Origin of the sequence: Actinoallomurus rhizosphaericola (genome assembly GCF_024055675.1) — a bacterium.
GTDB classification, from domain to species: domain Bacteria; phylum Actinomycetota; class Actinomycetes; order Streptosporangiales; family Streptosporangiaceae; genus Actinoallomurus; species Actinoallomurus soli.
Genome location: NZ_JAMXMW010000018.1, coordinates 104,786 through 127,945, shown reverse-complemented (window position 1 = coordinate 127,945; position 23,160 = coordinate 104,786). Strand labels below are relative to the sequence as shown.

Genomic DNA, 23,160 nt, shown 5'->3' with positions numbered 1-23,160 from the left:
AAGCCTAGGCACGAACCGGTCGGATCAGCTACGAGAGTCGGGGCGCAGGGCTCCCGCGCACCCCATGAGGCTCTCCGCCAGGGCCTTGCGGGTGGCGTCGTCGACGCCGGCCAGCATGACCGCCTCGATGTCGTCGAGCGAGCGGTCACAGCGGCGCAGTGTGGACAGGCCCTTGGCCGTGAGGCGGGTGCGCAGGACCCGGCCGCCGTCGGGGTGCGGCTCCCGGCGCACCAGCCCCCGCCCCTCCAGATCGCGGATGACCAGGCTCATCGCCTGCGGCGTGACGAAGGCGATGCGCGCGAGCTCCGCCGACGACGGCCCGTCCCGCAGGCGCAGTTCGCTGAGCGCCATGTACTCGGTGGTCGTGACGCCGTGCCGGGCGAGCGCCTCGTCCAGACGGGCCCGGATGCGGCGCTCCAGGCGGAAGACCAGGTAGCTGACGCGCGGTGGGGACCCGGCCGGCCGAGGGGCCGAGGGGTTACGGCGGTCGGTCACCGGGAGACGATATCGCGGTCGCCCGCGGCCCGCCCGATGTAACTTTCCCGGACTATATCAAGGATCTTGATAGCAAGTGCCTTGATAAGCAGCGGAAATCTATTTCTCCCGGCGGAGCGCGCTCGAAAGCGCGCGTTGGGCGTTGACGCCCGATCGGCGCCGTTCTACTTTCCAGCGACCGATATCGATGCCGCGCGCGTCGATAGGGCCACGCCCCGAATACCGATAAGAGGAGGGCGAATGAAACGACTCACCACGATGCTCGCCGGGGCCTGCGCCGCGGTGCTGTGCGCCGTGCTGGCCGTGGTGCTCGCGCACCAGGCCACCGCGGCCGGCCTCGTGCAGGTGACCGACTTCGGCGACAACCCGGGCAACCTGCAGATGTACGTCTACCGGCCCGACTCGGTCCCCGCCTCGCCCGCGATCGTGCTGGCCATGCACCCGTGCGGAGGCTCGGGGCCGGGGTTCTACTCCTCCAGCGAGTTCGCGTCGCTGGCCGATCGGTACGGCTTCATCGTGATCTTCCCGTCGGCGTCCAAGAAGATGAACTGCTTCGACAACTGGTCCGACGCGTCGAAGGTGCGCGGCGGCCGCACCGACCCGGTTTCGCTCATGTCCATGGTGACGTATACGGAACGGCAATATCACGGCGACCCGAACCAGGTCTTCGTGACCGGCAGTTCCTCCGGCGCCATGATGACCAACGCGATGGCCGCCCTTTACCCGGAGGTCTTCAAGGCCGGCGCGGCGTTCATGGGCGTGCCGTTCACCTGCTTCCCCAACGAGGCGTCCTACAACCCCGGGGGCAACTCCGCCCCCTGCGTCGGCAAGACCGCGCAGCAGTGGGGTGACGCGGTGCGCCAGGCGAACCCCTCCTACCAGGGCCCGTGGCCGCGGATGCAGCTGTGGCACGGCACCTCCGACCCCGTGGTCTCCTACGCCGAGCTGGCGGAGGAGGTCAAGCAGTGGACGAACGTGCACGGCCTGAGCACCACGCCCACCTCCACGGACACGCCGCAGTCCGGCTGGACCCGGCAGCGCTTCGCCGACTCCTCCGGAGCCGTCCAGGTCGAGGCGATCAGTGTCGCCGGCGCCGGCCACACCCTCCCGATGAGCGGCATGGCCGCCGCCGCCATCCGGTTCTTCGGCCTCGACACCGGCGGCCCGACACCGCCCACCTCCCCGACCCCGCCGCCCTCGGACTCCGCCTGCTGGGTCGCGTACACCCCGAACACCTGGAACAACGGCTTCACCGGCAACGTCACCATCACCAACCACGGCACCGCCCCGGTCAACGGCTGGACCCTCACCTGGACCTGGCCCGGGAACCAGCAGATCACCGGCACGTGGAACGCCGCCATCACCCAGTCGGGCGCCCAGGTCACCGCCCGCAACGCCTCCTTCAACGCCACGATCGCTCCCGGCGCCCAGGCGAGCTTCGGCTTCCAGGGCACCTACAGCGGCACCAACGCGTCGCCGGCCGGGTTCGCCCTGAACGGCACCGCCTGCACCATCGTCACCTGATCCGCCGATCCGAGGCGGCGGGACCGGCGGGTCGATCCGGCAGCGGGATCTCGCCCGAGCCACGGGCGACGTAGGTCGTCGGGACGACGACGTGCCGGGCGGGCCGGTCGTCACCGTCGGAGATACGGCCGAGGAGGAGCCGCGCGGCGATCAGACCGATCTCGGCGGGGTCCTGGGCGACGACCGAGACGCCGGGGCGCAGCATGTCGGCCAGCGGGAAGTCGTCGAAGCCGATCAGCGCGACCCGCTCCTGCAGGCCGAGGTGCTGCAGGGCCCGGACGGCGCCGATGGTCAGGAGATTCTGCGCGGCGAAGACGGCCGTCGGCGGCTCGTCGCCCTCGAGGATCTCGCGGATCGCGTGCTCGGCGGCGTCGGCGCTGCGGATCTCCCGGTGGATCAGCCGCTCGTCGACCCGCCGTCCGGCGTGCCCCTCGAGGTAGCCCGCGTACCTCTCACGGGCCGTCCAGATCGACGCCATGTCCCCGAGGAACGCCACGCGCCGGTGGCCGAGGTCGAGCAGTCGCCGGACGGCGACGCGGGCGCCCTGCCGGTTGTCCACGGTGACGGTGTCGACCTGGTCGAGCTCGACCAGCCGGTCGACGCAGACGACGGGCGTGCCCTGCCGCCGGACGGCCGCCAGGTCGGCGTTCGCGCCGCCGGTGGGGATGACGATCAGGCCGTCCACCCGTCGCAGGGTGAACGTGTCGATGAGCTCCCGCTCGCGCTCGGGATTCTCGTCGCTGCTGCCGGTGAGCACGAGCAGATTCTCGGCGCGCGCGGTGTCCTCGACGGCGCGGTGCAGGGCCGAGGAGAAGGGGTTGGCGACGTCCTCGAGAATCAGCGCGATCGTCCCGGTGCGGCGGTCGGCGCGGCGCAGGCTGCTGGCGGTGAGATCGTGTCGGTAGCCGAGGTCGCGGGCCGCGTCGTGAACGCGTTCGACGAGGTCGGCGGCGACACCGGGCTTGCCGTTGATCACTCGTGAGACGGTCGCGAGCCCCACGCCCGCCCGGTCCGCGACGTCGCGCATCGTCACCTTGCGGCGCCGCCGCTCCTCGCCCGGAATCAGTGTCACCCGGTCCTCCCCCTCATGCCCCGGTCGATTGTGCCCGCAGCTCTGGACAGACCGTACGCCCGGGTCTTACATTCTCGGAAACGTTTCCGGGAAACGTTTCCGAAACCTCGGGGCAACCGCTCTGTCACCTGCCGCGGCACAGTCCGCGGCGGGGTTGGAGGAATCAGCATGAAGTGTGACGTCTGGGCATCACGCCGCCGTCGTGCCGGCGCGATGGTCGCCATCGCCGCCCTGTCCCTCGTGGCGGCCGGCTGCGGCAAGGGCGCGAAAGGGTCCGCCTCCGGCGGCGAGATCACCGTCGGCCTCATCACCAAGACCGACACCAACCCCTTCTTCGTCAAGATGAAGGAGGGCGCGCAGAAGGAGGCCCAGGCCAAGGGCGTCAAGCTGATGACCGCGGCCGGGAAGTTCGATGGCGACAACGCCAGCCAGGTCACGGCGATGGAGAACATGATCGCGGCGGGCGTCAAGGGCATCCTGATCGTCCCCAGCGACACCAAGGCCATCGTGCCCAGCATCCAGAAGGCGCGCGCCAAGGGCATCGAGGTCATCGCGCTCGACACGCCGACCGACCCGCAGAGCGCCTCTGACGCCCTGTTCGCCACGAACAACCTCAACGCCGGGGTCTTGATCGGCAGGTACGCCAAGGCCGCCTTCGGCTCCAAGCCGGCGAAGATCGCCATGCTCGACCTGAACCCGGGGATCACCGTCGGCGTCCTCCGGCACAACGGATTCCTGCAGGGATTCGGCGTCAAGGAGGGCGATCCGAGCGTCGTCTGCGCGCAGAACACCCAGGGCGACCAGGCCAAGGGCCAGACCGCCATGGAGAACTGCCTGCAGAAGGCCCCCGACATCAACCTCGTCTACACGATCAACGAGCCGGCGGCACTCGGTGCGTACACCGCCCTGAAGGCGGCCGGCAGGGAGAAGAACGTCATGATCGTGTCGGTCGACGGCGGCTGCACCGGCGTCCGGGCCGTGCAGTCCGGGCAGATCGCGGCCACCTCGCAGCAGTACCCCCTGAAGATGGCCACGCAGGGCGTGGACGCGATCGTCGACTTCGCCAAGACCGGCAAGAAGACGAGCGGCTACACCGACACCGGCGTCAACCTGATCACGAACAAGGCGCAGCCCGGGGTGGACTCCAAGGACGTCCAGTTCGGCCTGGCCAACTGCTGGGGCTGAGCCGATGTCGACCGCCACCGCCACCGACCGTGCCGAGGCGGGGCACCGGCGCGGTCTGCCGGCCCGCGCCGCGCGGTTCCTCGCCCTCCCCGCCGTGGGGCCGCTCCTCGCCCTCCTGCTGGCCTGCGTCTACTTCACCGTCCGCACCGACCGGTTCCTCACCGGCGCGAATCTTTCCCTCATCGTCCAGCAGGTCATGGTGGTCGGCGCGCTCGCCGTCGGCCAGACGATCGTCATCCTGACCGCCGGCATCGACCTGTCCAACGGGGCGGTGATGGCGCTCGGCACGATCTTCATGACCAAGCTCGCCGTCAGCGGCGGGGTGCCGGGCGTCTGGGCGATCCTGATCGGCGTCGCCGTGTGCACGGCCTTCGGCGCGCTGAACGGCAGCCTGGTCACGGTGGCGAAGCTCCCGCCGTTCATCGTGACGCTGGGCACCTGGAACATCGCGTTCGCGCTCACCCACGTGTACTCGAACGAGCAGACGATCACCGGCCTGCCCGCGTCGCTGACCTTCTTCGGCCGGACGTTCCCGCTGGGCGACACCGACGTCACGTACGGCTCGGTCGTGATGCTGGCGCTGTTCGCGGTCGCCTGGTACGTGCTGCGCCAGACGGCGGCGGGCCGGCACCTGTACGCGGTCGGCGACGACCGCGAGGCCGCCCGCCTCACCGGCATCCCCGACCGCCGCCTGCTCCTGACCGTCTACACCGTCGCCGGGGCCGTCTACGGCCTCGCCGGGCTCCTGCTGATCGGGCGTACGTCCGTCGGCGACCCGCAGGCCGGGCAGACGGACAACCTCGACAGCATCACCGCGGTGGTGCTGGGCGGCGTCAGTCTGTTCGGCGGGCGGGGCAGCATCATCGGCGCACTGTGCGGCGCGCTGATCGTGGGCGTGATCCGCAACGGCCTCCAGCTCACCGGGGTCCCGTCCATCTACCAGGTCCTCATCACCGGCATCCTGGTCATCGTCGCCGTGAGCGTCGACCAACTGGCCCGAAGGAGGCGCGCGTGACGTCGCATGCCGCGAAGCATTCGAGCATGACGGGGGAAAGCGTGCGCCCGGTCCTGGAGGCGCGCGGCCTGGTCAAACGGTACGGCCACGTCACCGCGCTGGCGGGCGCGGACTTCGAGCTCCTGCCCGGCGAGATCCTGGCCGTGATCGGCGACAACGGCGCCGGCAAGTCGAGCCTGATCAAGGCACTGTCCGGCGCGCTGATCCCGGATGAGGGGCGGATCCTGCTCGACGGCCGGCCGGTGCGCTTCCACAGCCCGGCGGACGCCCGGCGAGCCGGGATCGAGACGGTGTACCAGGATCTGGCGGTGGCGCCGGCGCTGGACATCGCGAGCAACATGTTCCTCGGGCGGGAGATGCGCCGCAGGGGCGTCCTCGGCCGGGTGTTCCGGATGCTGGACCACAAGAGGATGCAGGCCGAGGCGGACGGCCACATGCGGGATCTGAAGATCGGTATCACGTCCACGAGACAGGCGGTGGAGACGCTGTCCGGCGGTCAGCGGCAGGGCGTCGCGGTGGCGCGCAGCGCGGCGTTCGCCCGGCACGTCGTCATCATGGACGAGCCGACGGCCGCGCTCGGTGTGAAGGAGTCGGGCATGGTGCTGGAGCTGATCCGTCAGGTCCGCGACCGTGGGCTGCCGGTCATTCTGATCAGCCATGACATGCCCGCGGTCTTCGACGTCGCCGACCGGATCCACGTCCAGCGCCTCGGCCGGCGGGTGGCCGTCGTACGCCCCTCGGAGACGGACATGGCCGAGACGGTTGCCATCATGACGGGAGCGGCGCCGGGCAACCTGGACGGCGCCGCGAGCGGCGGAACGAATTGACCGGTCCGCGGGGCCGGACGGGTCGTCCGCCCGGCCGGCCCCGCGGACCCGAACAGAGGAGAGTGTGTGCGGATCCCTGACGCCCGCGTCGTCGCGGTCGCCGGTGAAGCGATCATCGATCTCGTCGCCGAGCGGCCCGGCGGCCCGTACCTCGCGCTGCCCGGAGGCAGTCCGGCCAACGTCGCCGTCGGGCTGGCCCGGCTCGGCGTCCCGACCCGCATGATCGCCCGGATCGGAGAGGACCCGTTCGGCCGGACCCTCCGGGACCACCTGGTACGGAACGGGGTCGACACCCGCGCGGCGGCAGCCGCCGCGGAGCCCTCGTCGGTGGCGTTCGTACATCACGAGGCGGGCGGGCCGCCGTCGTACGACCTGCGGCTCGCGGGCACCGCCGACTGGCAGTGGACCGCCGAGGAGCTGGCCCGCGTGCCGCTCGGCGACGTCGCCGCCCTCCACGTCGGCTCCCTCGCCATGGTGCTGCCGCCGGGGGCCGATGCGCTGGCCGGTCTCGTCCGCCGGGCGCGGGAGACGGCGACGATCGGGTACGACCCGAACTGCCGCCCGGACGTCATGGCGGCCGTGCCGGACGCCCGGGCACGCATCGAGGCGCTCCTGCGTACGGCGGACGTCGTCAAGATCAGCGACGCGGACCTGGAGTGGCTGCGGTCCGACGCCGAACCGCGGCGGTTCGCGGCCGGGCTGGTCGAGGAGACCGGCGGGGTGGTGATCGTGACGCTGGGGGCGGAGGGCGTTCTCGTCGCCGCGCCGCGCCTGGCGCCGCTCCACCTGCCGGCGCGGGCGGTCGAGGTCGTCGACACGGTCGGCGCGGGCGACTCCTACATGAGCGCCGTCCTCGCCGGCCTGTACGAGCGGGGGCTGCTCGGCGCGGAGCGCCGCGACGCCCTCCGCGCCGCCCCCGGCTCGGTGATCACCGAGGTGTGCGCCGAGGCGGCGCGGGCGGCCGCGATCACGTGCGGGCGGCGGGGCGCCGACCCGCCCACGCGCGCCGAACTCGCGGCCTCCCTCACGACCTGAGACCCGAGTTTCGTCACAGAGGTCACAGCCGAATATGTGGACAAACGGGGTCACCAGTGTCGCGACTGGTGCAAGCTAGGGTGCATGTCCCCCCGGAAGTCCTCCTCCCCTGAACGGCCGGCGGGTTCCCGCGCGCTGCGGATCCTGCGGCGTACGCTCGGCAACACGGGCGTGATCCTGACGCTCGTCGTCGTGGCCGCGGTCCTCGTCGTCGCGAACATCGACTTCGGCAAGGGGAAGCCTCCCGCCGGCGCCGCCGCGGACACCTCCACGAACGACCTCGCGCGGGCCCTCGAGGGCTACACGATGGACCCGATGATGGCCCAGGCCCAGGCCAGCGCGCGGGAGCGCGCCTACAAGGCCGAGCAGGCCGCCGAGCGCGACGCGAAGAAGCGCGCCGCGGCCGAGCGGAAGCGCCGGGAGTGGGAGGCGTTCAAGAAGAAGATGAGCAACAACCCCAGCGCCGCGGACAACCAGAAGTACGCCAAGAAGATGAACGCCCTGAAGGGCTGGGGGCGGTGCTGGCCCTCGCTGCTGACCATGTGGAACCACGAGAGCGGCTGGAACGAGCACGCCGAGAACCCCAGCAGCGGCGCCTACGGCATCGCGCAGGCCCTGCCCGGCTCGAAGATGGGCTCGGTCGCGCCCGACTGGCACAACAACGCGATCACCCAGATCACCTGGGGCCTGAGCTACATCGGCTCCCGCTACGGCGACCCCTGCCGGGCCTGGTCGTGGTGGCAGGCCCACCACTGGTACTGACGGCCCGGGTCACTTGCCGGTGGGCTTGATCCAGTCGAAGGTCCGCTCGACCGCCCGCCGCCAGTTGTCGTACTCGGTCTCGCGGCGGCCGGGGTCCATGCTCGGCAGCCACTGCGCGGCGCGGTGCCAGTTGCGGCGCAGCCCTTCCAGGTCCGCCCAGTAGCCGACGGCGAGCCCGGCGGCGTACGCGGCTCCGAGGGAGACCGTCTCGGCGGCCATCGGGCGGATCACCGGGACGTCGAGGACGTCGGAGATGAACTGCATGAGGAGGTTGTCGGCGGTCATGCCGCCGTCGACCTTCAGCGCCTTGAGGGCGAGACCGGAGTCGGCGTTCATCGCGTCGACGACCTCGCGCGTCTGCCAGCCGGTCGCCTCCAGGACGGCGCGGGCCAGGTGCCCCTTGGTGATGTAGGAGGTCAGCCCGACGATGATGCCGCGCGCCTCGCTGCGCCAGTACGGCGCGAACAGCCCGGAGAACGCGGGCACGATGTAGCAGCCGCCGTTGTCCTCGACGGAGCGGGCGAGGGTCTCGATCTCCGGGGCGCTGGTGATCAGGCCGAGCCCGTCGCGGAACCACTGGACGAGCGCGCCGGTGATGGCGATGGAGCCTTCGAGGGCGTACACCGCCGGTTCGTCGGCGATCTGGTAGCCGACGGTCGTGAGCAGCCCGTGGGTGGACGGGACGGGCTCGGTGCCGGTGTTGAGGAGCAGGAAGCTGCCCGTGCCGTACGTGCACTTGGCCTCGCCGGGCGCGAAGCAGGTCTGGCCGAACAGCGCGGCCTGCTGGTCGCCGAGCGCCGCGGCGATGCGCACGCCGGGCAGGACGCGGCTCGCGCGGGCGTACGTCTCGGTCGAGGGGCGGATCTCGGGCAGCATGGCGCGCGGCACGTCGAAGAACGCCAGCAGGTCGTCGTCCCAGGCCAGCGTGGTGATGTTCATCAGCAGGGTGCGGCTGGCGTTGGTGACGTCGGTGATGTGCAGGCCGCCCTCCGGGCCGCCGGTGAGGTTCCAGATCAGCCAGCTCTCGATCGTGCCGAACAGCACGTCGCCGCGTTCGGCGCGCTCGCGCAGGCCCGGCGTGTTGTCGAGGAGCCAGCGGACGCGGGGCGCCGAGAAGTACGTCGCGATGGGCAGGCCGCACCGCTCGCGGATCATGTCGGCGTCCGGGCGGGCGGAGAGCTCGCCGACGAGTGCGTCCGTGCGGGTGTCCTGCCAGACGACGGCGCGGCCGACGGGCCGGCCGGTGTGCCGGTCCCACAGCACCGAGGTCTCGCGCTGGTTGGCGATGCCGAGCGCGGCGACCTGCTCCGGGACGACCCCGGCCTGGGCGAGGGCCTCCGGCGCGATCCGCTCGAGGTTCTTCCAGATCTCCATGGCGTCGTGCTCGACCCAGCCGGGCCGCGGGAAGTGCTGCTTGTGCTCCCGCTGGGTGACCGAGACGAGCCGCCCTCCATGGTCGAACAGCATGCAGCGCGTCGACGTCGTGCCCTGGTCAACGGACATCACATAGCGCTCTACCATCGTGTCCTGCCGTTCCGGCCGCCGCGGGCGGTGCTCACCACCGGGAGGCCCCAAGGTCTCGGGAGACGGCGCGCGCGGCGTCGCGCACGTACGTCACCAGCGTCGGTTTCGGCCGGCCCCTCGGGTCGCACAGGCGCTCGACGGCCCCCGAGATGCCCATCGCGCCGACCACCAGGCCCCCCTGCCCGCGGATCGGCGCCGCCACGGCGGCCTCCCCCACGGTGAACTCCTCCACCTCGGACGCCCAGCCCATCTCGCGGATCTCGACCAGCGCCCGGCTGAGCTCGCGGGGATGGGTGATGGTCCGCCGGGAGAAGGACTCGAGTCCGGTCTCGAGCAGCGCGGCGGCGGCTCCGGCGTCGAAGGCGAGCAGCACCTTGCCCAGCGCGGTGGCGTGCGCCGGGAGGAGCGCGCCGACCTCGAGGGCCTGGAGGGTGTCGTCGGGCCGGAAGACATGGTGCACGACGAGGACCCTGCCGTCCAGAGGGGTGCCGATCCGGACCGCCTCGCCGCTGCGGGCGGCGAGGGCGTCGGCCCAGTTGATCGCGCGGGACCGCAGCTCGTTGACGTCCAGGTAGCTCGTGCCGAGGTGGAGCAGCGCGGCGCCGAGCTGGTACTTGCCGCTCTCCTCGTCCTGTTCGACGAAGCCGACCCCCTGCAGCGTCCGCAGGATCCCGTGCGCGGTGGCCCGGGCCAGCCCGAGAGAGGCCGCGATCTCGCTGACTCCGAGGCGGCCTGAACCCCGGGCGAGCAGGCGGAGGATGGCGGCGGCTCGCTCGATCGACTGGACCGGTCCTGGCACGCAGGCCATGTTAGTGCAGGTCGGCACTTATTCGACAATGTCGGCACTCGCGCCACGTGAAGCGGCTCAATCGCCGTGACCAGAGTTATTATTCGGGCCTTTCTGTGAGTTGCGCCACTCGGTCAGGGCCCGAATCGGGTGATGATGCTGGCCGCTGTTCGACAATGTCGGCACCCGTCTGTTGACCGGGTCTTCCGCGCGACTTAGCGTCCCCCCCGTCGTGAGGAAGTTCACAACAACCTCGCGAACGGTGTCTCACGGTGCCCTGAGCGGGCATCGCCCCCTAGGAGGAGACGTGGCAGAGCGACTCAAGATCCCCGGGCTGGCCGGCGAACTGGCCGCCGAATTCGCGGGAACCCTGGTGCTCATCCTGTTCGGCGTGGGCGTGGTGGCCCAGGTCGCCGCAGGCGGGGTGGGCAACCACGACAGCATCGCGTGGGCCTGGGGCCTCGGCGTCACGCTCGGCGTGTACGTCGCGGGCCGCATCAGCGGCGCGCACCTGAACCCCGCCGTGACCGTCGCGCTGGCGGTCTTCAAGGGGTTCTCCTGGCGCAAGGTCCTGCCGTACTCGCTGGCCCAGCTGGTCGGCGCGTTCGTCGCGGCGCTGATCGTGCGCTGGAACTACAGCGAGGTGCTGGCCAAGTTCGACCCCGGCCACACCATCAAGTCCCAGGGCGTCTTCTCGACCCTTCCCGGCAACGGTACGTTCCCCGTGCACACGGGCGGTGCGCTCCGCGACCAGATCATCGGCACCGCCATCCTGCTGTTCCTCATCCTCGCCGTCACCGACCTGCGCAACTCCTCCCCCGCCGCCAATCTGGCACCGTTCATCGTCGGCCTGATCGTCGTCGCCATCGGCATGGCCTGGGGCACCGACGCGGGCTACGCGATCAACCCCGCGCGTGACCTCGGCCCGCGTCTCGCCTCCTTCTTCACCGGGTACGGCACCGCCTTCCGCGACCAGTACGGCGGGCTGTACTTCTGGGTGCCCATCGTCGGCCCGCTCATCGGCGGGATCATCGGCGCGGGCCTCTACGAGGTGTTCATCGGGCGGTTCCTGCCCGCCGGCGAGCAGGAGCCCGGTCGCGTCCCCAGCGACTCCGAACTCGAAAAGCTCTGACACGCCGTCACCAGGCCTGATCGGTTTCCCCCCCCGCGCGGGATGATCCGCGTGACCCGTCCGGCCGGGCATCCCCCCATGGCCCGGCCGGACGGCCTAGAAGAAGTAGAAAGGCGAGACATGGCCGACTTCGTCGGAGCGGTTGACCAGGGTACGACGAGCACTCGCTTCATGATCTTCGACCACGGCGGCAACGAGGTGGCGAAGCACCAGCTCGAGCACGAGCAGATCCTGCCGAACCCCGGGTGGGTGGAGCACAACCCGACCGAGATCTGGGAGCGCACCCGCGCCGTCATCGAGACGGCGATGGGCAAGGCGAACCTCGAGGCGAGCGACCTCGCCTCCCTCGGCATCACCAACCAGCGCGAGACCACCGTCGTGTGGAACCGCCGCACCGGACGCCCCTACTACAACGCGATCGTCTGGCAGGACACGCGGACCGACCGCATCGCCTCCGCGCTCGACCGCGACGGGCGCGGCGACATCATCCGGAAGAAGGCCGGGCTGCCGCCCGCGACGTACTTCTCCGGCGGCAAGATCCAGTGGATCCTGGAGAACGTCGACGGGGTCCGCGAGGCCGCCGAGGCCGGCGACGCCATCTTCGGCAACACCGACACCTGGCTCGTGTGGAACCTCACCGGCGGCGTCGACGGCGGCGTGCACGTCACCGACCCGACCAACGCCAGCCGCACCATGCTGATGAACCTGGAGACGCTGGACTGGGACGACGAGCTGCTGTCGTTCTTCGGGATCCCGCGCCAGATGCTGCCGCAGATCCGCCCCTCCTCCAACCCGGACTTCTACGGCACGACCCGGGCGAACGGCCCGGTCCGCGGCGAGATCCCGCTGTCCGGCATCCTCGGCGACCAGCAGGCCGCCACGGTCGGCCAGGTCTGCTTCGACGCCGGCGAGGCCAAGAACACCTACGGCACCGGCAACTTCCTCCTCCTCAACACCGGCACCGAGCTGGTCCGCTCCAAGAACGGCCTGCTCACCACGGTCTGCTACCAGTTCGGGAACGAACCGGCGGTGTACGCCCTCGAAGGGTCGATCGCGGTGACCGGCTCGGCCGTGCAGTGGCTGCGCGACCAGCTCGGCATCATCTCCGGCGCCTCGGAGAGCGAGTCGCTGGCCCGGCAGGTCGAGGACAACGGCGGCGTCTACTTCGTCCCGGCGTTCTCCGGCCTGTTCGCGCCGTACTGGCGGTCCGACGCGCGTGGCGCCATCGTCGGCCTGTCCCGCTACAACACCAACGCCCACCTGGCCCGCGCCACGCTCGAGTCGATCTGCTACCAGACCCGCGACGTCGTCGAGGCGATGCGGCAGGACTCCGGCGTCGCCCTCGACGTCCTCCGGGTGGACGGCGGCATCACCGCCAACCGCCTCTGCATGGAGGTGCAGGCCGACATCCTCGGCGTGCCGGTCTCCAAGCCGGTCGTCGCGGAGACCACGGCGCTCGGCGCCGCGTACGCCGCCGGCCTGGCCGTCGGCTTCTGGAGCTCGACCGACGAGCTGCGCCAGAACTGGAACGAGGACGAGCGCTGGGAGCCCCGCTGGGACGACGAACAGCGCGAGAAGGGATACGCCGCCTGGAAGAAGGCCGTGTCCCGGACCCTCGACTGGGTCGACGTCGACTAGCCCCTTCCCCCCGCAGACGCCCCTTCCCCCAGCGGGCGGGGTGGCCCCACCGGGACCACCCCGCCCGCGCACACCTCGGAGGAGAACCCGAACGTGAAAGCCGTATCCCTCGGACCGGCCTACCGCGCGCAGGCCGTGCGGGACCTGGCGGCAGGCGAGTTCGACGTGCTGATCGTGGGCGGCGGAGTCGTGGGCGCCGGAGCGGCGCTCGACGCCGTGTCACGCGGCCTGTCCGTCGCGCTGGTCGAGGCCGCGGACTGGGCGGCCGGGACGTCCAGCCGGTCCAGCAAGCTCATCCACGGCGGCCTGCGCTACCTCGAACAGCGCGACTTCGGTCTCGTACGGGAGGCGTTGCGCGAGCGCGGCCTCCTGCTCAACCGGCTCGCGCCGCACCTCGTACGGCCCGTGCCGTTCCTGTACCCGCTCACCCACCGCATGTGGGAGCGTTTCTACGTCGGCGCCGGCGTCGGCCTGTACGACACGATGGGCGGCGCCCGGTCGATGCCGCGCCACCGCCACCTGAGCCACCGCGCCGCCCTGAAGGTCGCCCCGGCGCTGCGCGGCGACAGCTTCGTCGGCGCGATCCAGTACTTCGACGCGCAGGTCGACGACGCGCGGTTCACGCTGACGCTGGCCCGTACGGCCGCCGCGTACGGCGCGTCCGTGCTGACGCGGGCCCGCGCCGTCGGCTTCCTCCGCGAGGCGGACCGCGTCATCGGGGCGCGGGTCCTCGACCTGGAGAACGACCGGGAGCTGACCGTACGGGCCCGGCACGTCATCAACGCGACGGGCGTGTGGACCGACGACGCCGGCCGGCTCGCGCACGCGCGCGGCGGTCCCCACGTGACCGCGTCCAAGGGGGTGCACCTCCTCGTCCCGCGCGACCGGATCCGGCTCGACACCGGCCTGATCCTGCGTACGGAGAAGAGCGTGCTGTTCGTCATCCCGTGGGGCCGGCACTGGATCATCGGCACCACCGACACACCGTACGACCTGGACAAGGAGGAGCCGGCCGCCAGCCAGGCCGACGTCGACTACATCCTCGAGCACGTCAACGCGGTACTGCGCACCCCGATCGTCCCCGAGGACATCGAGGGCGTGTACGCCGGGCTGCGTCCCCTGCTGTCCGGCGGGGCCGACGACACGACCAAACTGTCCCGTGAGCACACCGTCGCCCAGCCGGTCCCGGGGCTCACCGTGATCGCCGGCGGCAAGTTCACGACCTACCGGGTGATGGCCGAGGACGCCGTCGACGCGGCGGCCGAGGACCTGCCCATGACCGTCCCCGCCTCCGTCACCCACCGGCTGCCGCTCATCGGCGCGGTCGGGTACGAGGTGCTGTGGAACGAGCGTCACCGCCTCGCCCGGCGCAGCGGCCTGCACGTCGCCCGCGTCGAGCACCTGCTGAAGCGGTACGGCTCGTGCGTCGACGAGCTCCTGGAACTGATCGAGCAGGACCCCTCCCTCGGCGAGCCGCTCGACGCCGCCCGTGACTACCTGAAGGCCGAGGCCGTGTACGCGGCGTCGCACGAGGGGGCGTTGCACGTCGAGGACGTCCTGCGCCGCCGTACCCGCGCCGCGATCGAGGAGTGGGACCAGGGCGCCGCCGCCGCGGCCGAGGTCGCCGCGCTCGTCGCGCCGGTGCTGGGCTGGGACGACGAGACGGTGAAGCGCGAGACCGAGTACTACGTGCGGCAGGTCGAGGCCGAGCGGCAGGCCCGCCGGCAGGCGGACGACGCCGCGGCGGCCGCCGCCCGCGGCCGGGCGCCGGGCCTGTTCGCCGAGCGGGCCGTCTCCTGACCGGCTCCCGCGCGGCCCGCCGCGCCGAATCGTGCGGGCGGGGTGTCATCAGGGGCCACCCCGCCCGCCGTACGCCCACTGGAGTCCGGGCACCGGCGCCCGCCGCCCGAAGGGGCCGGCGGGCGCCGGTGCTCTTCGCCGGTCAGGCCGTCGCCGTCCGGGCGGCGACCGGGCGCATCCAGGCGTAGTACAGCGCGGAGGCGACGATCAGGCCGATGATCCACGAGATGTCGGCGCCGCCCAGGTGCTTCACGAACGGGCCGGTGTAGAAGGTGGAGCTCACGAACGGGACCTCCACCAGGACGCCGATGACGTACGCGCCGATGGTCCGCCAGTTGACTCCGCCGTACACGCCGTCCGGACGGAAGATCGCGTCGATGTCGTACCGCTCCCTGCGGATGAAGTAGAAGTCGACGAGGTTGATCGCCGTCCACGGGATCAGGAAGTACGCCAGGAACAGGATGAAGTTCTCGAAGTTGTGCAGGAAGTCGGCGCTGGCGGCGAGCGCGACGATCGTCCCCACGAGGGCGGCCACGATGATGAAGCCGAGGCGGACGCCGCCGTTCATCCGCATCGGGCGCAGCGCCGTCAGCGTCGTCGTCGCCGACATGAACATGCCGTAGAGGTTCAGCACGTTCACCGCGATGATGCCCAGGACGATGATCAGCGAGAACGCCCAGTGCGGGCCGCCCAGGCCGACCACGAAGGACACCGACCCGCCCTCGAACGACTTGGCCGCCACGGCGGCGCAGATGCTGCCGAACGCCATCATCCAGACCGTGCCGATCACGCTGCCGGCATAGGTCCACCAGAACGCCGCCCGTACCGAGGTGGTCTCTGGCAGGTAGCGGGAGTAGTCGGCGACGTACGGCGCGTACGTGATCTGCCAGGTCGCCGCGATCGCCATGACGAGCAGGAACGTACCCGCCCCGACGTGCCCGGAGTGCCACACCCGGCCCACGTGGTGGTCGGCCAGCAGCCGGTACGTCAGGTAGAGGAACCCGATGGCGGCGATGAGGCTGATCCACCGCTCGTACTGGTGGATCAGCCGGTACCCGTACGCTGCGAGGATCGTGCAGAGCGCCGACACGATGATCGTGGCCGGCGTCCGGCCGATCCCCCACCAGCCGGCCAGTGCCGACCCGCCGAGCACCGCGCTGGTCGCGAAGAACCCGACGTACATCAGCACGACGAGCAGCAGCGGCAGGATCGCGCCGTAGAACCCGAACTGGGCCCGGCTCTGGATCATCTGCGGAATGCCGAGCTTCGGCCCCTGCGCCGAGTGCAGCGCCATGAAGATCGCACCGAGCAGGTTGCCGAGGATCAGGGCGACGATCGCCCAGGGCAACGGCAGCCCCAGGATCACTCCCAGCGCTCCGGTGACCGCCGTGGTCACCTGCATGTTGGCGCCGAACCACACGGTGAACAGGCTCCGCACCGACCCGTGCCGCTCCTCGGGCGGGACGAAGTCGATGGATCGCCGCTCGACCCCGAGCGCACCGCCCTCCGCCTGCCCGCCGGCGACCCGCGAGCCGCCACTGACCTCCTGTTTTGCCATGTGCGCACCCTCACGCCCACGCCCCGCACCCCGCAAGAACCCTTCTCGATGAACCGTCTCGGATCCGAGACAGCGGCCCGGGACCGAGGTGACGCGGCACCGGGTGAGTCCGGGACGGCACGGAGGGTGGTGTTATGAATAGGACATGGAGGCATTCCTCCGGCGATTCCGGAGGCAATCACGCCATCCGCCCGACGGGCGTCCGCGCGACCACCGCGTGTCGCTGCTCAGCCTGCGCAGTGTCGCCGGGCAGGTGCTCCTTCTCCAGGTCCTGATCGTGATCCTGCTGGTCGCGGTGGCCGTGGCGATGGAGGTGTACCAGGCGGCGCACGAGGCCCTGCGGGAGGGCATCCGCGAGTCGCTCGTCGCCGCCCAGACGTTCGCGAACGCCCCCGGCACCGTCCAGGCGCTGCGCGCGCCGGATCCGACGGCGGTGCTGCAGCCGCGCGCCGAGGCGGCGCGGAAGAAGGCGGGCGTCGACTACATCGTCGTCCTGAACACCCACGGCATCCGCTACACGTACCCCTACAAGGAGTACATCGGCGGAAAGTTCAGCACCGACATCCGGCCGGCGCTGGAAGGCCGCACCGTCATCCAGCAGGGAGGCGGGCCGCCCCTGCCGGCGGGCACGGGAACGGACGTCCGGGCGGTGGTCCCGGTGACCGACGACCGCGGCGCCGTGGTCGGCGTGGTCGCCGCCGGGATCACGGTCAAGAGCGTGGCGAAGGTCTGGACGCCGCAACTGCCGTTGACCCTCGGGAGCGGAGCGGCCGCGCTGGCGGTGGGCGCCGCCGGAACGGTGCTGGTGTCCCGGCGGCTGCGGCGGCAGACGCACGGCCTGGGCCCGGCGGAGATGACCCGGATGTACGAGCACCATGACGCGGTCCTGCACGCCGTACGGGAGGGGGTCCTGATCACCGACGCCGACGGGCGGCTGGTGGTGGCGAACGACGAGGCGCGGCGGCTGCTGTGCCTGCCGGAGGACGCGGAGGGACGGCACGTCCGCGAGCTGGGGCTGCCGGAGCAGATGACGCGCCTGCTGCTGTCGGGAGAGCCCGTCACCGATGAGGTGCAGCTGACCGAGGGCCGGCTGCTGGCGGTGAACAAGCGGTCCCCGTTCCCGGGCACGGCGAAGGGCGGCAGCGTGGTGACGCTGCGGGACACCACCGAACTGGCGGCCGTCACGGGGCGGGCGGAGGTGACCCGGGAGCGTCTGAAGCTGCTGTACGAGGCGGGGGTACGGATCGGGACCACGCTGGACGTGACCCGGGAGGCACGGGAGCTGACCCAGGTGGCCGTGTCGGGGTTCGCCGACGCGGCCACGGTGGACCTGCTCGACGCGGTGCTGCGGGGAGAGGAACCGGTCGCGGGGCGGTGGCGGGGGCTGCGGCGCGTGGCGATCGGCGGTGAGCGGCTGCTCTCGCCGCTGTGGCCGGTGGGCGAGCAGGTCTCGTTCTCCTCGGCGGCGCCGCAGATACGAGCGCTGGAGCAGGGGTACGGGGTCCTGCACGCGGACCTCCACCAGGCGCGCGGGTGGCGGGAGCAGGCCCCGGAGCGCTCCCGCGAGGCGCTGGAGCAGGGATTGCACTCGCTGGTGGCCGTGCCGTTGCAGGCGCGGGGCGTCTCGCTGGGCGTGGCGAGCTTCTACCGGGTGCGGGGCACGCCGGCGTTCGAGAACGAGGATCTGTTGCTGGCCGAGGAGCTGACCGCGCGGGCGGCGGTCGCCATCGACAACGCCCGGCGCTTCGCCCGGGAGCACGCCATGGCGGTCACGCTGCAGCGCAGCCTGCTGCCGCGCAGGCAGCCCGAACAGGACGCGCTGGAGGTGGCCTGGCGGTACCTGCCCGCGGAGGCGGGGGTCGGCGGGGACTGGTTCGACCTGATCCCGCTGCCGGGGGCACGGGTGGCGCTGGCGATGGGCGATGTCGTCGGTCACGGGCTGCACGCGGCGGTGACGATGGGGCGGCTGCGCACCGCGGCGCACAACTTCGCGACGCTGGACCTCCCGGTGGACGAGGTCCTGGGCCACCTGGACGAGCTGGTCGCGCGGATGGACAACGAGGAGAGCCCCGGCGAGGACCCGAAGGGACCCGGCGGAGACGGGGTCACGGGTGCGACGTGCCTGTACGCGGTGTACGACCCGGTGGCGGGGACGTGCACGATCGCCCGCGCGGGGCACCCCGGCCCGGCGGTCGTGTACGAGGACGGGAAGGTCGCCTTCCCGGACGTGCCGGCCTCACCTCCGCTCGGACTCGGCGGCCACCCCTTCGAGACCGCCGAGCTGCGCCTGCCGGAGGGCTCGCGACTGGTGCTGTACACCGACGGCCTGGTCGAGGGCCGGGACCGCGACATCGACGGCGGGCTGGAGGAACTGCGCCGGGCGTTGAAGCGCACGGAGGGGTACGGCCCGGAGGAGACGTGTCAGGCGGTGATCGACGCCGTCGCACCGGAACACCCCATCGATGACATCGCGCTGCTGGTGGCGCGCACCCGGTCGTTCCCACGGTCGCGCGTGGCCGAGTGGGACGTCCCGGTCGACGCGGCGGCGGTCCCCCCGGTGCGGGCGAACTGCGCGAAGACGCTGCGGGAGTGGGGCCTGGAGCAGATCGCCTTCACGACCGAACTGATCGTGAGCGAACTGGTCACGAATGCGATCCGGTACGGAGCTCCGCCGATCAAGGTGCGGCTGCTCTACGGGCGCTGTCTCACCTGTGAGGTGTGGGACGGCAGCAGCACCTCCCCCCGGTTGCGGCGCGCCGCGACCACCGACGAGGGCGGGCGGGGCCTGTTCCTCGTGGCGCAGCTCTCCCAGCGATGGGGGACGCGGTACACGTCGAGGGGCAAGGTCATCTGGGCCGACCAGGCTCTCGGGGGCGGCGTCCCGGCCGCAGCCGGCGGCGCGCTGGCCGACGCCCTCCTCGAGCAGTTCGACTCCGCCGCCTTCTGAGCCTCCGCGCACCCCGAAACGATCTTCCTCGCGGGGCTCCTGCAACCTCATCAGTCCCTCCGGCGTCCTACGCATGTCTGATCACCCGCACAAAAGGAGAACTATGCGTAAACGCCTCACCATGGGCATCGGCGTCACGGTATGCGCCGCAGCCCTCACCGGCCTTTCGACCACCGCCCAGGCCCGCGAGGCGGTCATCACGTCGGTCAAGGTGACGCCGTCGACCGTCGTCCAGTCGACGACGAACCGCAAGACCGTCACCGTCCAGGTCCACACCAGCACGGAAACGGACCACGTGACCGCGACCCTGGAGCCCGTCAAGGGCAGCGGCTTCGGCTTCATCGTCTTGAAGCAGACGTCCCCCGGGTGGTGGAGCGGTTCGGACTTCATCTACAACTACGACGCCCCGGGCGCCTGGAACGTGGACATCGACGCGACCGACTACGAGGCCGACGGTCCGGACGCCTCGAAGACGGTCCAGATCTCGGTCAAGCGGAACATCTCGCTCTCGAAGTTCAAGGCCTCCTCGACGAAGGTCAAGAAGGGCAGGAAGTTCACGCTGTCCGGCACCCTCAAGCGCTGGGACGGCTCCTACCAGTACGTGGGCTACAAGGGGCAGAAGGTCACCTTCTACTTCAAGAAGAAGGGCGCGAAGACCTACGCCTACGCCGGTTCGACGACGACCGGGAGCGGCGGGAAGTTCACCAAGAAGGTCACCGCCTCCAAGTCCGGCACCTGGCAGGCGCGCTACGCCGGCAGCAGCATCTACGTGGCGGCGGTCTCCGCCACGGCCGGCGTGACCGTCCACTAAGGGTTTCCCGAGAAGCCGGAGCCCTCCCGGCATGCATGTCCGGTGAGGACTCCGGCACCCGGCGCGACCATCCCGGTCGGCTCAACGGGCGCCCGGCAGGACGCCGATTGGACCTCCGCGACCTGCGAGACTCCGGCGAGCCTCATCGAGTCGAGCGTCGCCTGGAACTCCGCGAGCGAGCGCCGCAGCCCCTCCTCCGGTGTCATGCGGTCGGCCCCTCCCCCGCGTTCCGCCCGAGCGGGAGCGTGACCTCGCACCAGACGACCCGCCCGGTGTCACCGGCGTAGGTGCCCCACCGTCCGCCCGTGAGGGTGGCGACCATGTGCAGTCCGCGCCCTCCGGTGGCGTCCGGGCCCGACTCGACGATCCGTGGAACGTCACCGGAGGCCCCGGAGTCCGCCACCTCGACGCGGATCGCGTCGGTGAGCGAGAGCAGCGTGACCGTCACGGTCCCGGAGCCCGAATGGCGAATCGCGTTGGTCGCCAATTCACAGGCGAGGAGCACCGTGTCGTCGGCGATCGCCTCGTAGGCCGGTACGAGCATGCCGTACGCCCAGCGGCGCATTCGGGCGACCTCCGGAGCCGCCGCCGGCATGCGGAATCCTCCGAGAATCCTCACCCCGGTCATTTCTCGCGACGTCATGAGCCGTCCTCCCGTCGTCTCGATTGCCCCCTACGATGCGCCGCGTCGACTACAATTCGTACTCGATCGAACACGGATCACGAACAACGAAATAGACCTGAGGAGTTCCCGAAGCGACACTGAACTCCGGCACGGAGGAACAAATGGGCAATCCCCCCAGCCCGATATTGCTCAAACTCGGTGCGGCCATCCGCCGCTATCGGCAGGCCGGCGGGCTCACACAAGCGCAACTCGCTCAGCGGGTCACTTACTCCGAAGGCTGGCTCAGCAACCTGGAGACCGGCCAGCTCCGCCCCCGGCGCGAGGCCGTCGGCTCGGTCGAGAAGGCACTCGGCCTTCCCGGCGGCGCCCTCATGGACCTCTACGACCTGCTCATGGAGGAGACTCCGCCCGGCTGGTTCCGCCCCTGGCTCGAAGAGGAGCGCGCCGCCACAGCTTTTCGCTCGTTCGAGCCCATGGTCGTTACGGGTTTCCTTCAGCAGGAGGAGTACGCTCGTGCGCTACTCAACGGCGATGAGGCGGCGGTCGCGGCGCGACTGGAGCGCCAGGAAATCCTCACGCGCGAGAAGCCCCCTACACTTCGCTGTGTCATCGACGAGATGGCCCTCTACCGCCAGGTGGGAGACGCCGGCGTCATGCGCGCACAGCTGGAATATCTGGTGAGCCGCGTATCTCCTCTGATAACCGTCCAGGTAGTTCCCGCTGCGGTGAATCCCCACAGAGGGGGCGGTTTCACCCTCGCGACCGTAGACGGCGGGGAGGTAGCCTACGTGGAAACGGCCGTTCGTGGCGTGGTCACCAGCAACCGAGAGGACATCTCCGTTCTGTCGCATACCTGGGAGTCCATCCGGACTTTCACCATGTCACAGCAGGAGTCGGTCGAGTTCATCAAGAGGGTGGTGGCGGAACGATGGACCTAAGCCGCGCTGAATGGCGTAAGTCCGCTCGCAGTACCGAGAACGGCGGCATGTGCGTCGAGGTGACCGTCCTGGAAAGCGTCTAGTCCGGCGCGATCACGCGCGCACAGGCTCGATCGAGTTCGGTGGTCTCGTCGTCGCCCCAGGGCCACTCAGTCAGTGTGTGACGCGTGCGGCGAGGAGAGCGACATCGTCGTGGAAGTGTCCTCGGCGGTGGGTGAGCAGCGCGTCACACAGGTGCGGCAGCGGCTCGGTGGCGCGAGCGGCCGCCATTTCGGCGACGTGACGCATACCGTCCTCCAGGGCCTCGGCGGGGTGCTCGACCAGCCCGTCGGTGTACAGCAGCACCGTGGAGTCCGCAGGGATGAAGTGTTCATTGTCGGGCCGGGGCAGTGTGGGGTCGACGCCGAGCGGCAGGCCCGCATCGGCGTGCAGATAGCAGGTTTCTTGATCGGCGGTGACCAGCAGGGGCGGCAGGTGACCGGCGGGGGACCAGCGCATCAGCCTGCCGCCGCCGGCCGCGGGCTCCAGGCGGGCCACCAGCACGGTCGCCAGGGGGCCTCCGTGCAGTGCGTGCAGGACTTCGTCGAGGCGGTGCAGGATGTGGCTGGGCGGCTCGCGCTCCTCGAACGCGATCACCCGGAGCATGTTGCTGATCTGGCTCATGATGGTGGCGGACTCCAGGCCGTGACCCATCACGTCGCCGACCACTAGACAGCACACTTTCCCGGGGAAATGGATCACGTCGTACCAGTCCCCGCCGATCCTGGGAGTCTCGGTGGAAGGCTGGTAGCGGGCTTGCAGTTCCAGGCCCTCCGGGCGCGGCATCGGGGGCAGCAGGCGCCGCTGGAACTCCTCCGTCGCCTGCCGCAGCCGCTCGTACAGACGTGCGTTCTCGATGGCCACGCCGGCAGCGCCGGCCAGCGCGGTGACGATGTCCTGGTCCTCGCCGGTGAACGGGCCGTCCGCCTTGTCGGCCAGGTAGAGATTGCCGTAGACGGTCTCCCGGACCCGAATCGGCACCCCGAGCAAGGTCGTCATGATCGGGTGGCCCTCAGGAAAGCCGACCGCGTGAGGATGGGTGACCACGTTGTCCACGCGCAGCGGGCGCGGGTCACGCACCAGGTCACCGAGCAGGCCTGCGCCGTGCGGCATCTCGTCCCCCGCCGACCGGGACTGATCCGTGCCGAATCCCGAGGTGATCAGCTCGGCGAACTCCCCTTCCCGGCCCAGCACACCGACCGCGGCATACCGGGCCCGGACCAGCTGCCTGGCGGTGTCCGTGATCGTATGCAGGACCACTCTCAGATCCAGGGCGCTGCTGATGGCGAGCACCGCGTCCAGCAGCTGGCACATCCGCTCTTGAGCATGCACCGCCTGGCGTAGGCCTGCCTGGATCCGGTCCAGGTCCTCGGCGTCCAATCGCGCGCTGTGCGCTCCGCCCCCGACCGGCCCGCCAGACGGGTCGGAGACGGGCTTCCTGGCCAT

At 70.8% G+C, this 23,160-nt stretch carries 21 protein-coding genes; 13 read left to right on the top strand and 8 right to left on the bottom strand.

Features of this window, described 5'->3' with window-relative positions:
- Positions 1 to 24: 24 nt before the first annotated feature.
- Entirely contained in the window at positions 25 to 495 is a 471-nt protein-coding gene (locus NE234_RS33030) for a MarR family winged helix-turn-helix transcriptional regulator (protein WP_252784805.1), read from the bottom strand.
- 240 nt (positions 496 to 735) lie between these two features.
- On the opposite strand from NE234_RS33030, the gene NE234_RS33025 reads away from it, so the two are divergent.
- A complete protein-coding gene (locus NE234_RS33025) occupies positions 736 to 2,019 on the top strand; it encodes an extracellular catalytic domain type 1 short-chain-length polyhydroxyalkanoate depolymerase (protein WP_252784804.1) in 1,284 nt (427 codons plus the stop codon).
- Here the strand turns inward: NE234_RS33025 and NE234_RS33020 are convergent.
- A complete protein-coding gene (locus NE234_RS33020) occupies positions 2,012 to 3,091 on the bottom strand; it encodes a LacI family DNA-binding transcriptional regulator (RefSeq protein ID WP_252784803.1) in 1,080 nt (359 codons plus the stop codon). The two genes, NE234_RS33025 and NE234_RS33020, sit on opposite strands and share 8 nt — an antisense overlap.
- 168 nt (positions 3,092 to 3,259) lie before the next feature.
- Here NE234_RS33020 and NE234_RS33015 point away from each other — a divergent pair, with 168 nt between their 5' ends.
- The 5 genes from NE234_RS33015 (at position 3,260) to NE234_RS32995 (ending at position 7,915) form a co-directional block, all read left to right on the top strand.
- A complete protein-coding gene (locus NE234_RS33015) occupies positions 3,260 to 4,276 on the top strand; it encodes a sugar ABC transporter substrate-binding protein (protein ID WP_252784802.1) in 1,017 nt (338 codons plus the stop codon).
- 4 nt (positions 4,277 to 4,280) lie between these two features.
- Positions 4,281 to 5,291, top strand: coding sequence for an ABC transporter permease (locus NE234_RS33010; protein ID WP_252784801.1), 1,011 nt, complete (start codon positions 4,281 to 4,283; stop codon positions 5,289 to 5,291).
- A 26-nt stretch (positions 5,292 to 5,317) separates the two neighbouring features.
- Positions 5,318 to 6,118 carry an ATP-binding cassette domain-containing protein gene (locus NE234_RS33005; protein ID WP_252784800.1) on the top strand — a complete coding sequence of 267 codons (801 nt, stop codon included), beginning with the start codon at positions 5,318 to 5,320 and terminating at the stop codon, positions 6,116 to 6,118.
- A 66-nt stretch (positions 6,119 to 6,184) separates the two neighbouring features.
- Positions 6,185 to 7,153, top strand: a complete 969-nt coding sequence (locus NE234_RS33000; RefSeq protein ID WP_252784799.1) for a carbohydrate kinase family protein — start codon at positions 6,185 to 6,187, stop codon at positions 7,151 to 7,153.
- Positions 7,154 to 7,237: 84 nt separating this feature from the next.
- Positions 7,238 to 7,915, top strand: coding sequence for an aggregation-promoting factor C-terminal-like domain-containing protein (locus NE234_RS32995; RefSeq protein ID WP_252784798.1), 678 nt, complete (start codon positions 7,238 to 7,240; stop codon positions 7,913 to 7,915).
- A 9-nt stretch (positions 7,916 to 7,924) separates the two neighbouring features.
- Here the strand turns inward: NE234_RS32995 and glpK (NE234_RS32990) are convergent, their stop codons facing one another.
- Together glpK (NE234_RS32990) and NE234_RS32985 are read right to left on the bottom strand one after the other, a co-directional pair.
- Positions 7,925 to 9,436 carry a glycerol kinase GlpK gene (gene glpK / locus NE234_RS32990; RefSeq protein ID WP_252784797.1) on the bottom strand — a complete coding sequence of 504 codons (1,512 nt, stop codon included), beginning with the start codon at positions 9,434 to 9,436 and terminating at the stop codon, positions 7,925 to 7,927.
- 34 nt (positions 9,437 to 9,470) lie between these two features.
- Positions 9,471 to 10,238, bottom strand: a complete 768-nt coding sequence (locus tag NE234_RS32985) for an IclR family transcriptional regulator (protein ID WP_252784796.1) — start codon at positions 10,236 to 10,238, stop codon at positions 9,471 to 9,473.
- Between the two features lie 295 nt (positions 10,239 to 10,533).
- On the opposite strand from NE234_RS32985, the gene NE234_RS32980 reads away from it, so the two are divergent.
- The 3 genes from NE234_RS32980 to NE234_RS32970 all read left to right on the top strand — a co-directional run bounded on the left by NE234_RS32980 (position 10,534) and on the right by NE234_RS32970 (position 14,796).
- Positions 10,534 to 11,358, top strand: coding sequence for an MIP/aquaporin family protein (locus tag NE234_RS32980; protein WP_252784795.1), 825 nt, complete (start codon positions 10,534 to 10,536; stop codon positions 11,356 to 11,358).
- Positions 11,359 to 11,478: 120 nt separating this feature from the next.
- Positions 11,479 to 12,996: a glycerol kinase GlpK gene (glpK, locus tag NE234_RS32975; RefSeq protein ID WP_252784794.1), complete on the top strand. Its 1,518-nt coding sequence runs from the start codon at positions 11,479 to 11,481 to the stop codon at positions 12,994 to 12,996.
- A gap of 93 nt (positions 12,997 to 13,089) precedes the next feature.
- On the top strand, positions 13,090 to 14,796 hold the full coding sequence (locus tag NE234_RS32970; RefSeq protein ID WP_252784793.1) for a glycerol-3-phosphate dehydrogenase/oxidase: 1,707 nt from the start codon (positions 13,090 to 13,092) through the stop codon (positions 14,794 to 14,796).
- A gap of 142 nt (positions 14,797 to 14,938) precedes the next feature.
- Here NE234_RS32970 and NE234_RS32965 read toward each other — a convergent pair whose 3' ends face one another.
- A complete protein-coding gene (locus NE234_RS32965; RefSeq protein WP_252784792.1) occupies positions 14,939 to 16,354 on the bottom strand; it encodes a purine-cytosine permease family protein in 1,416 nt (471 codons plus the stop codon).
- Positions 16,355 to 16,499: 145 nt separating this feature from the next.
- On the opposite strand from NE234_RS32965, the gene NE234_RS32960 reads away from it, so the two are divergent.
- Together NE234_RS32960 and NE234_RS32955 are read left to right on the top strand one after the other, a co-directional pair.
- Positions 16,500 to 19,301, top strand: coding sequence for a SpoIIE family protein phosphatase (locus NE234_RS32960; RefSeq protein ID WP_252784791.1), 2,802 nt, complete (start codon positions 16,500 to 16,502; stop codon positions 19,299 to 19,301).
- 103 nt (positions 19,302 to 19,404) lie between these two features.
- Positions 19,405 to 20,112, top strand: a complete 708-nt coding sequence (locus NE234_RS32955) for a hypothetical protein (RefSeq protein ID WP_252784790.1) — start codon at positions 19,405 to 19,407, stop codon at positions 20,110 to 20,112.
- Here NE234_RS32955 and NE234_RS32950 read toward each other — a convergent pair.
- On the bottom strand, positions 20,109 to 20,318 hold the full coding sequence (locus NE234_RS32950; RefSeq protein WP_252784789.1) for a hypothetical protein: 210 nt from the start codon (positions 20,316 to 20,318) through the stop codon (positions 20,109 to 20,111). The two genes, NE234_RS32955 and NE234_RS32950, sit on opposite strands and share 4 nt — an antisense overlap.
- Positions 20,315 to 20,707, bottom strand: a complete 393-nt coding sequence (locus NE234_RS32945) for an ATP-binding protein (protein ID WP_252784788.1) — start codon at positions 20,705 to 20,707, stop codon at positions 20,315 to 20,317. The genes NE234_RS32950 and NE234_RS32945 overlap by 4 nt, the downstream gene beginning before the upstream one ends.
- A 191-nt stretch (positions 20,708 to 20,898) precedes the next feature.
- Here NE234_RS32945 and NE234_RS32940 point away from each other — a divergent pair, with 191 nt between their 5' ends.
- Both NE234_RS32940 and NE234_RS46140 read left to right on the top strand, forming a co-directional pair.
- Positions 20,899 to 21,675 (top strand): helix-turn-helix domain-containing protein, encoded by a 777-nt coding sequence (locus NE234_RS32940; RefSeq protein ID WP_252784787.1) that lies wholly within the window; start codon positions 20,899 to 20,901, stop codon positions 21,673 to 21,675.
- The gene (locus NE234_RS46140) at positions 21,666 to 21,758 is read left to right on the top strand and encodes a DUF397 domain-containing protein (protein WP_406567100.1); all 93 of its coding nucleotides are present in this window, start codon (positions 21,666 to 21,668) and stop codon (positions 21,756 to 21,758) included. The genes NE234_RS32940 and NE234_RS46140 overlap by 10 nt, the downstream gene beginning before the upstream one ends.
- A 70-nt stretch (positions 21,759 to 21,828) precedes the next feature.
- Here the strand turns inward: NE234_RS46140 and NE234_RS32935 are convergent, their stop codons facing one another.
- Positions 21,829 to 23,160, bottom strand: a complete 1,332-nt coding sequence (locus NE234_RS32935; RefSeq protein ID WP_252784786.1) for a PP2C family protein-serine/threonine phosphatase — start codon at positions 23,158 to 23,160, stop codon at positions 21,829 to 21,831.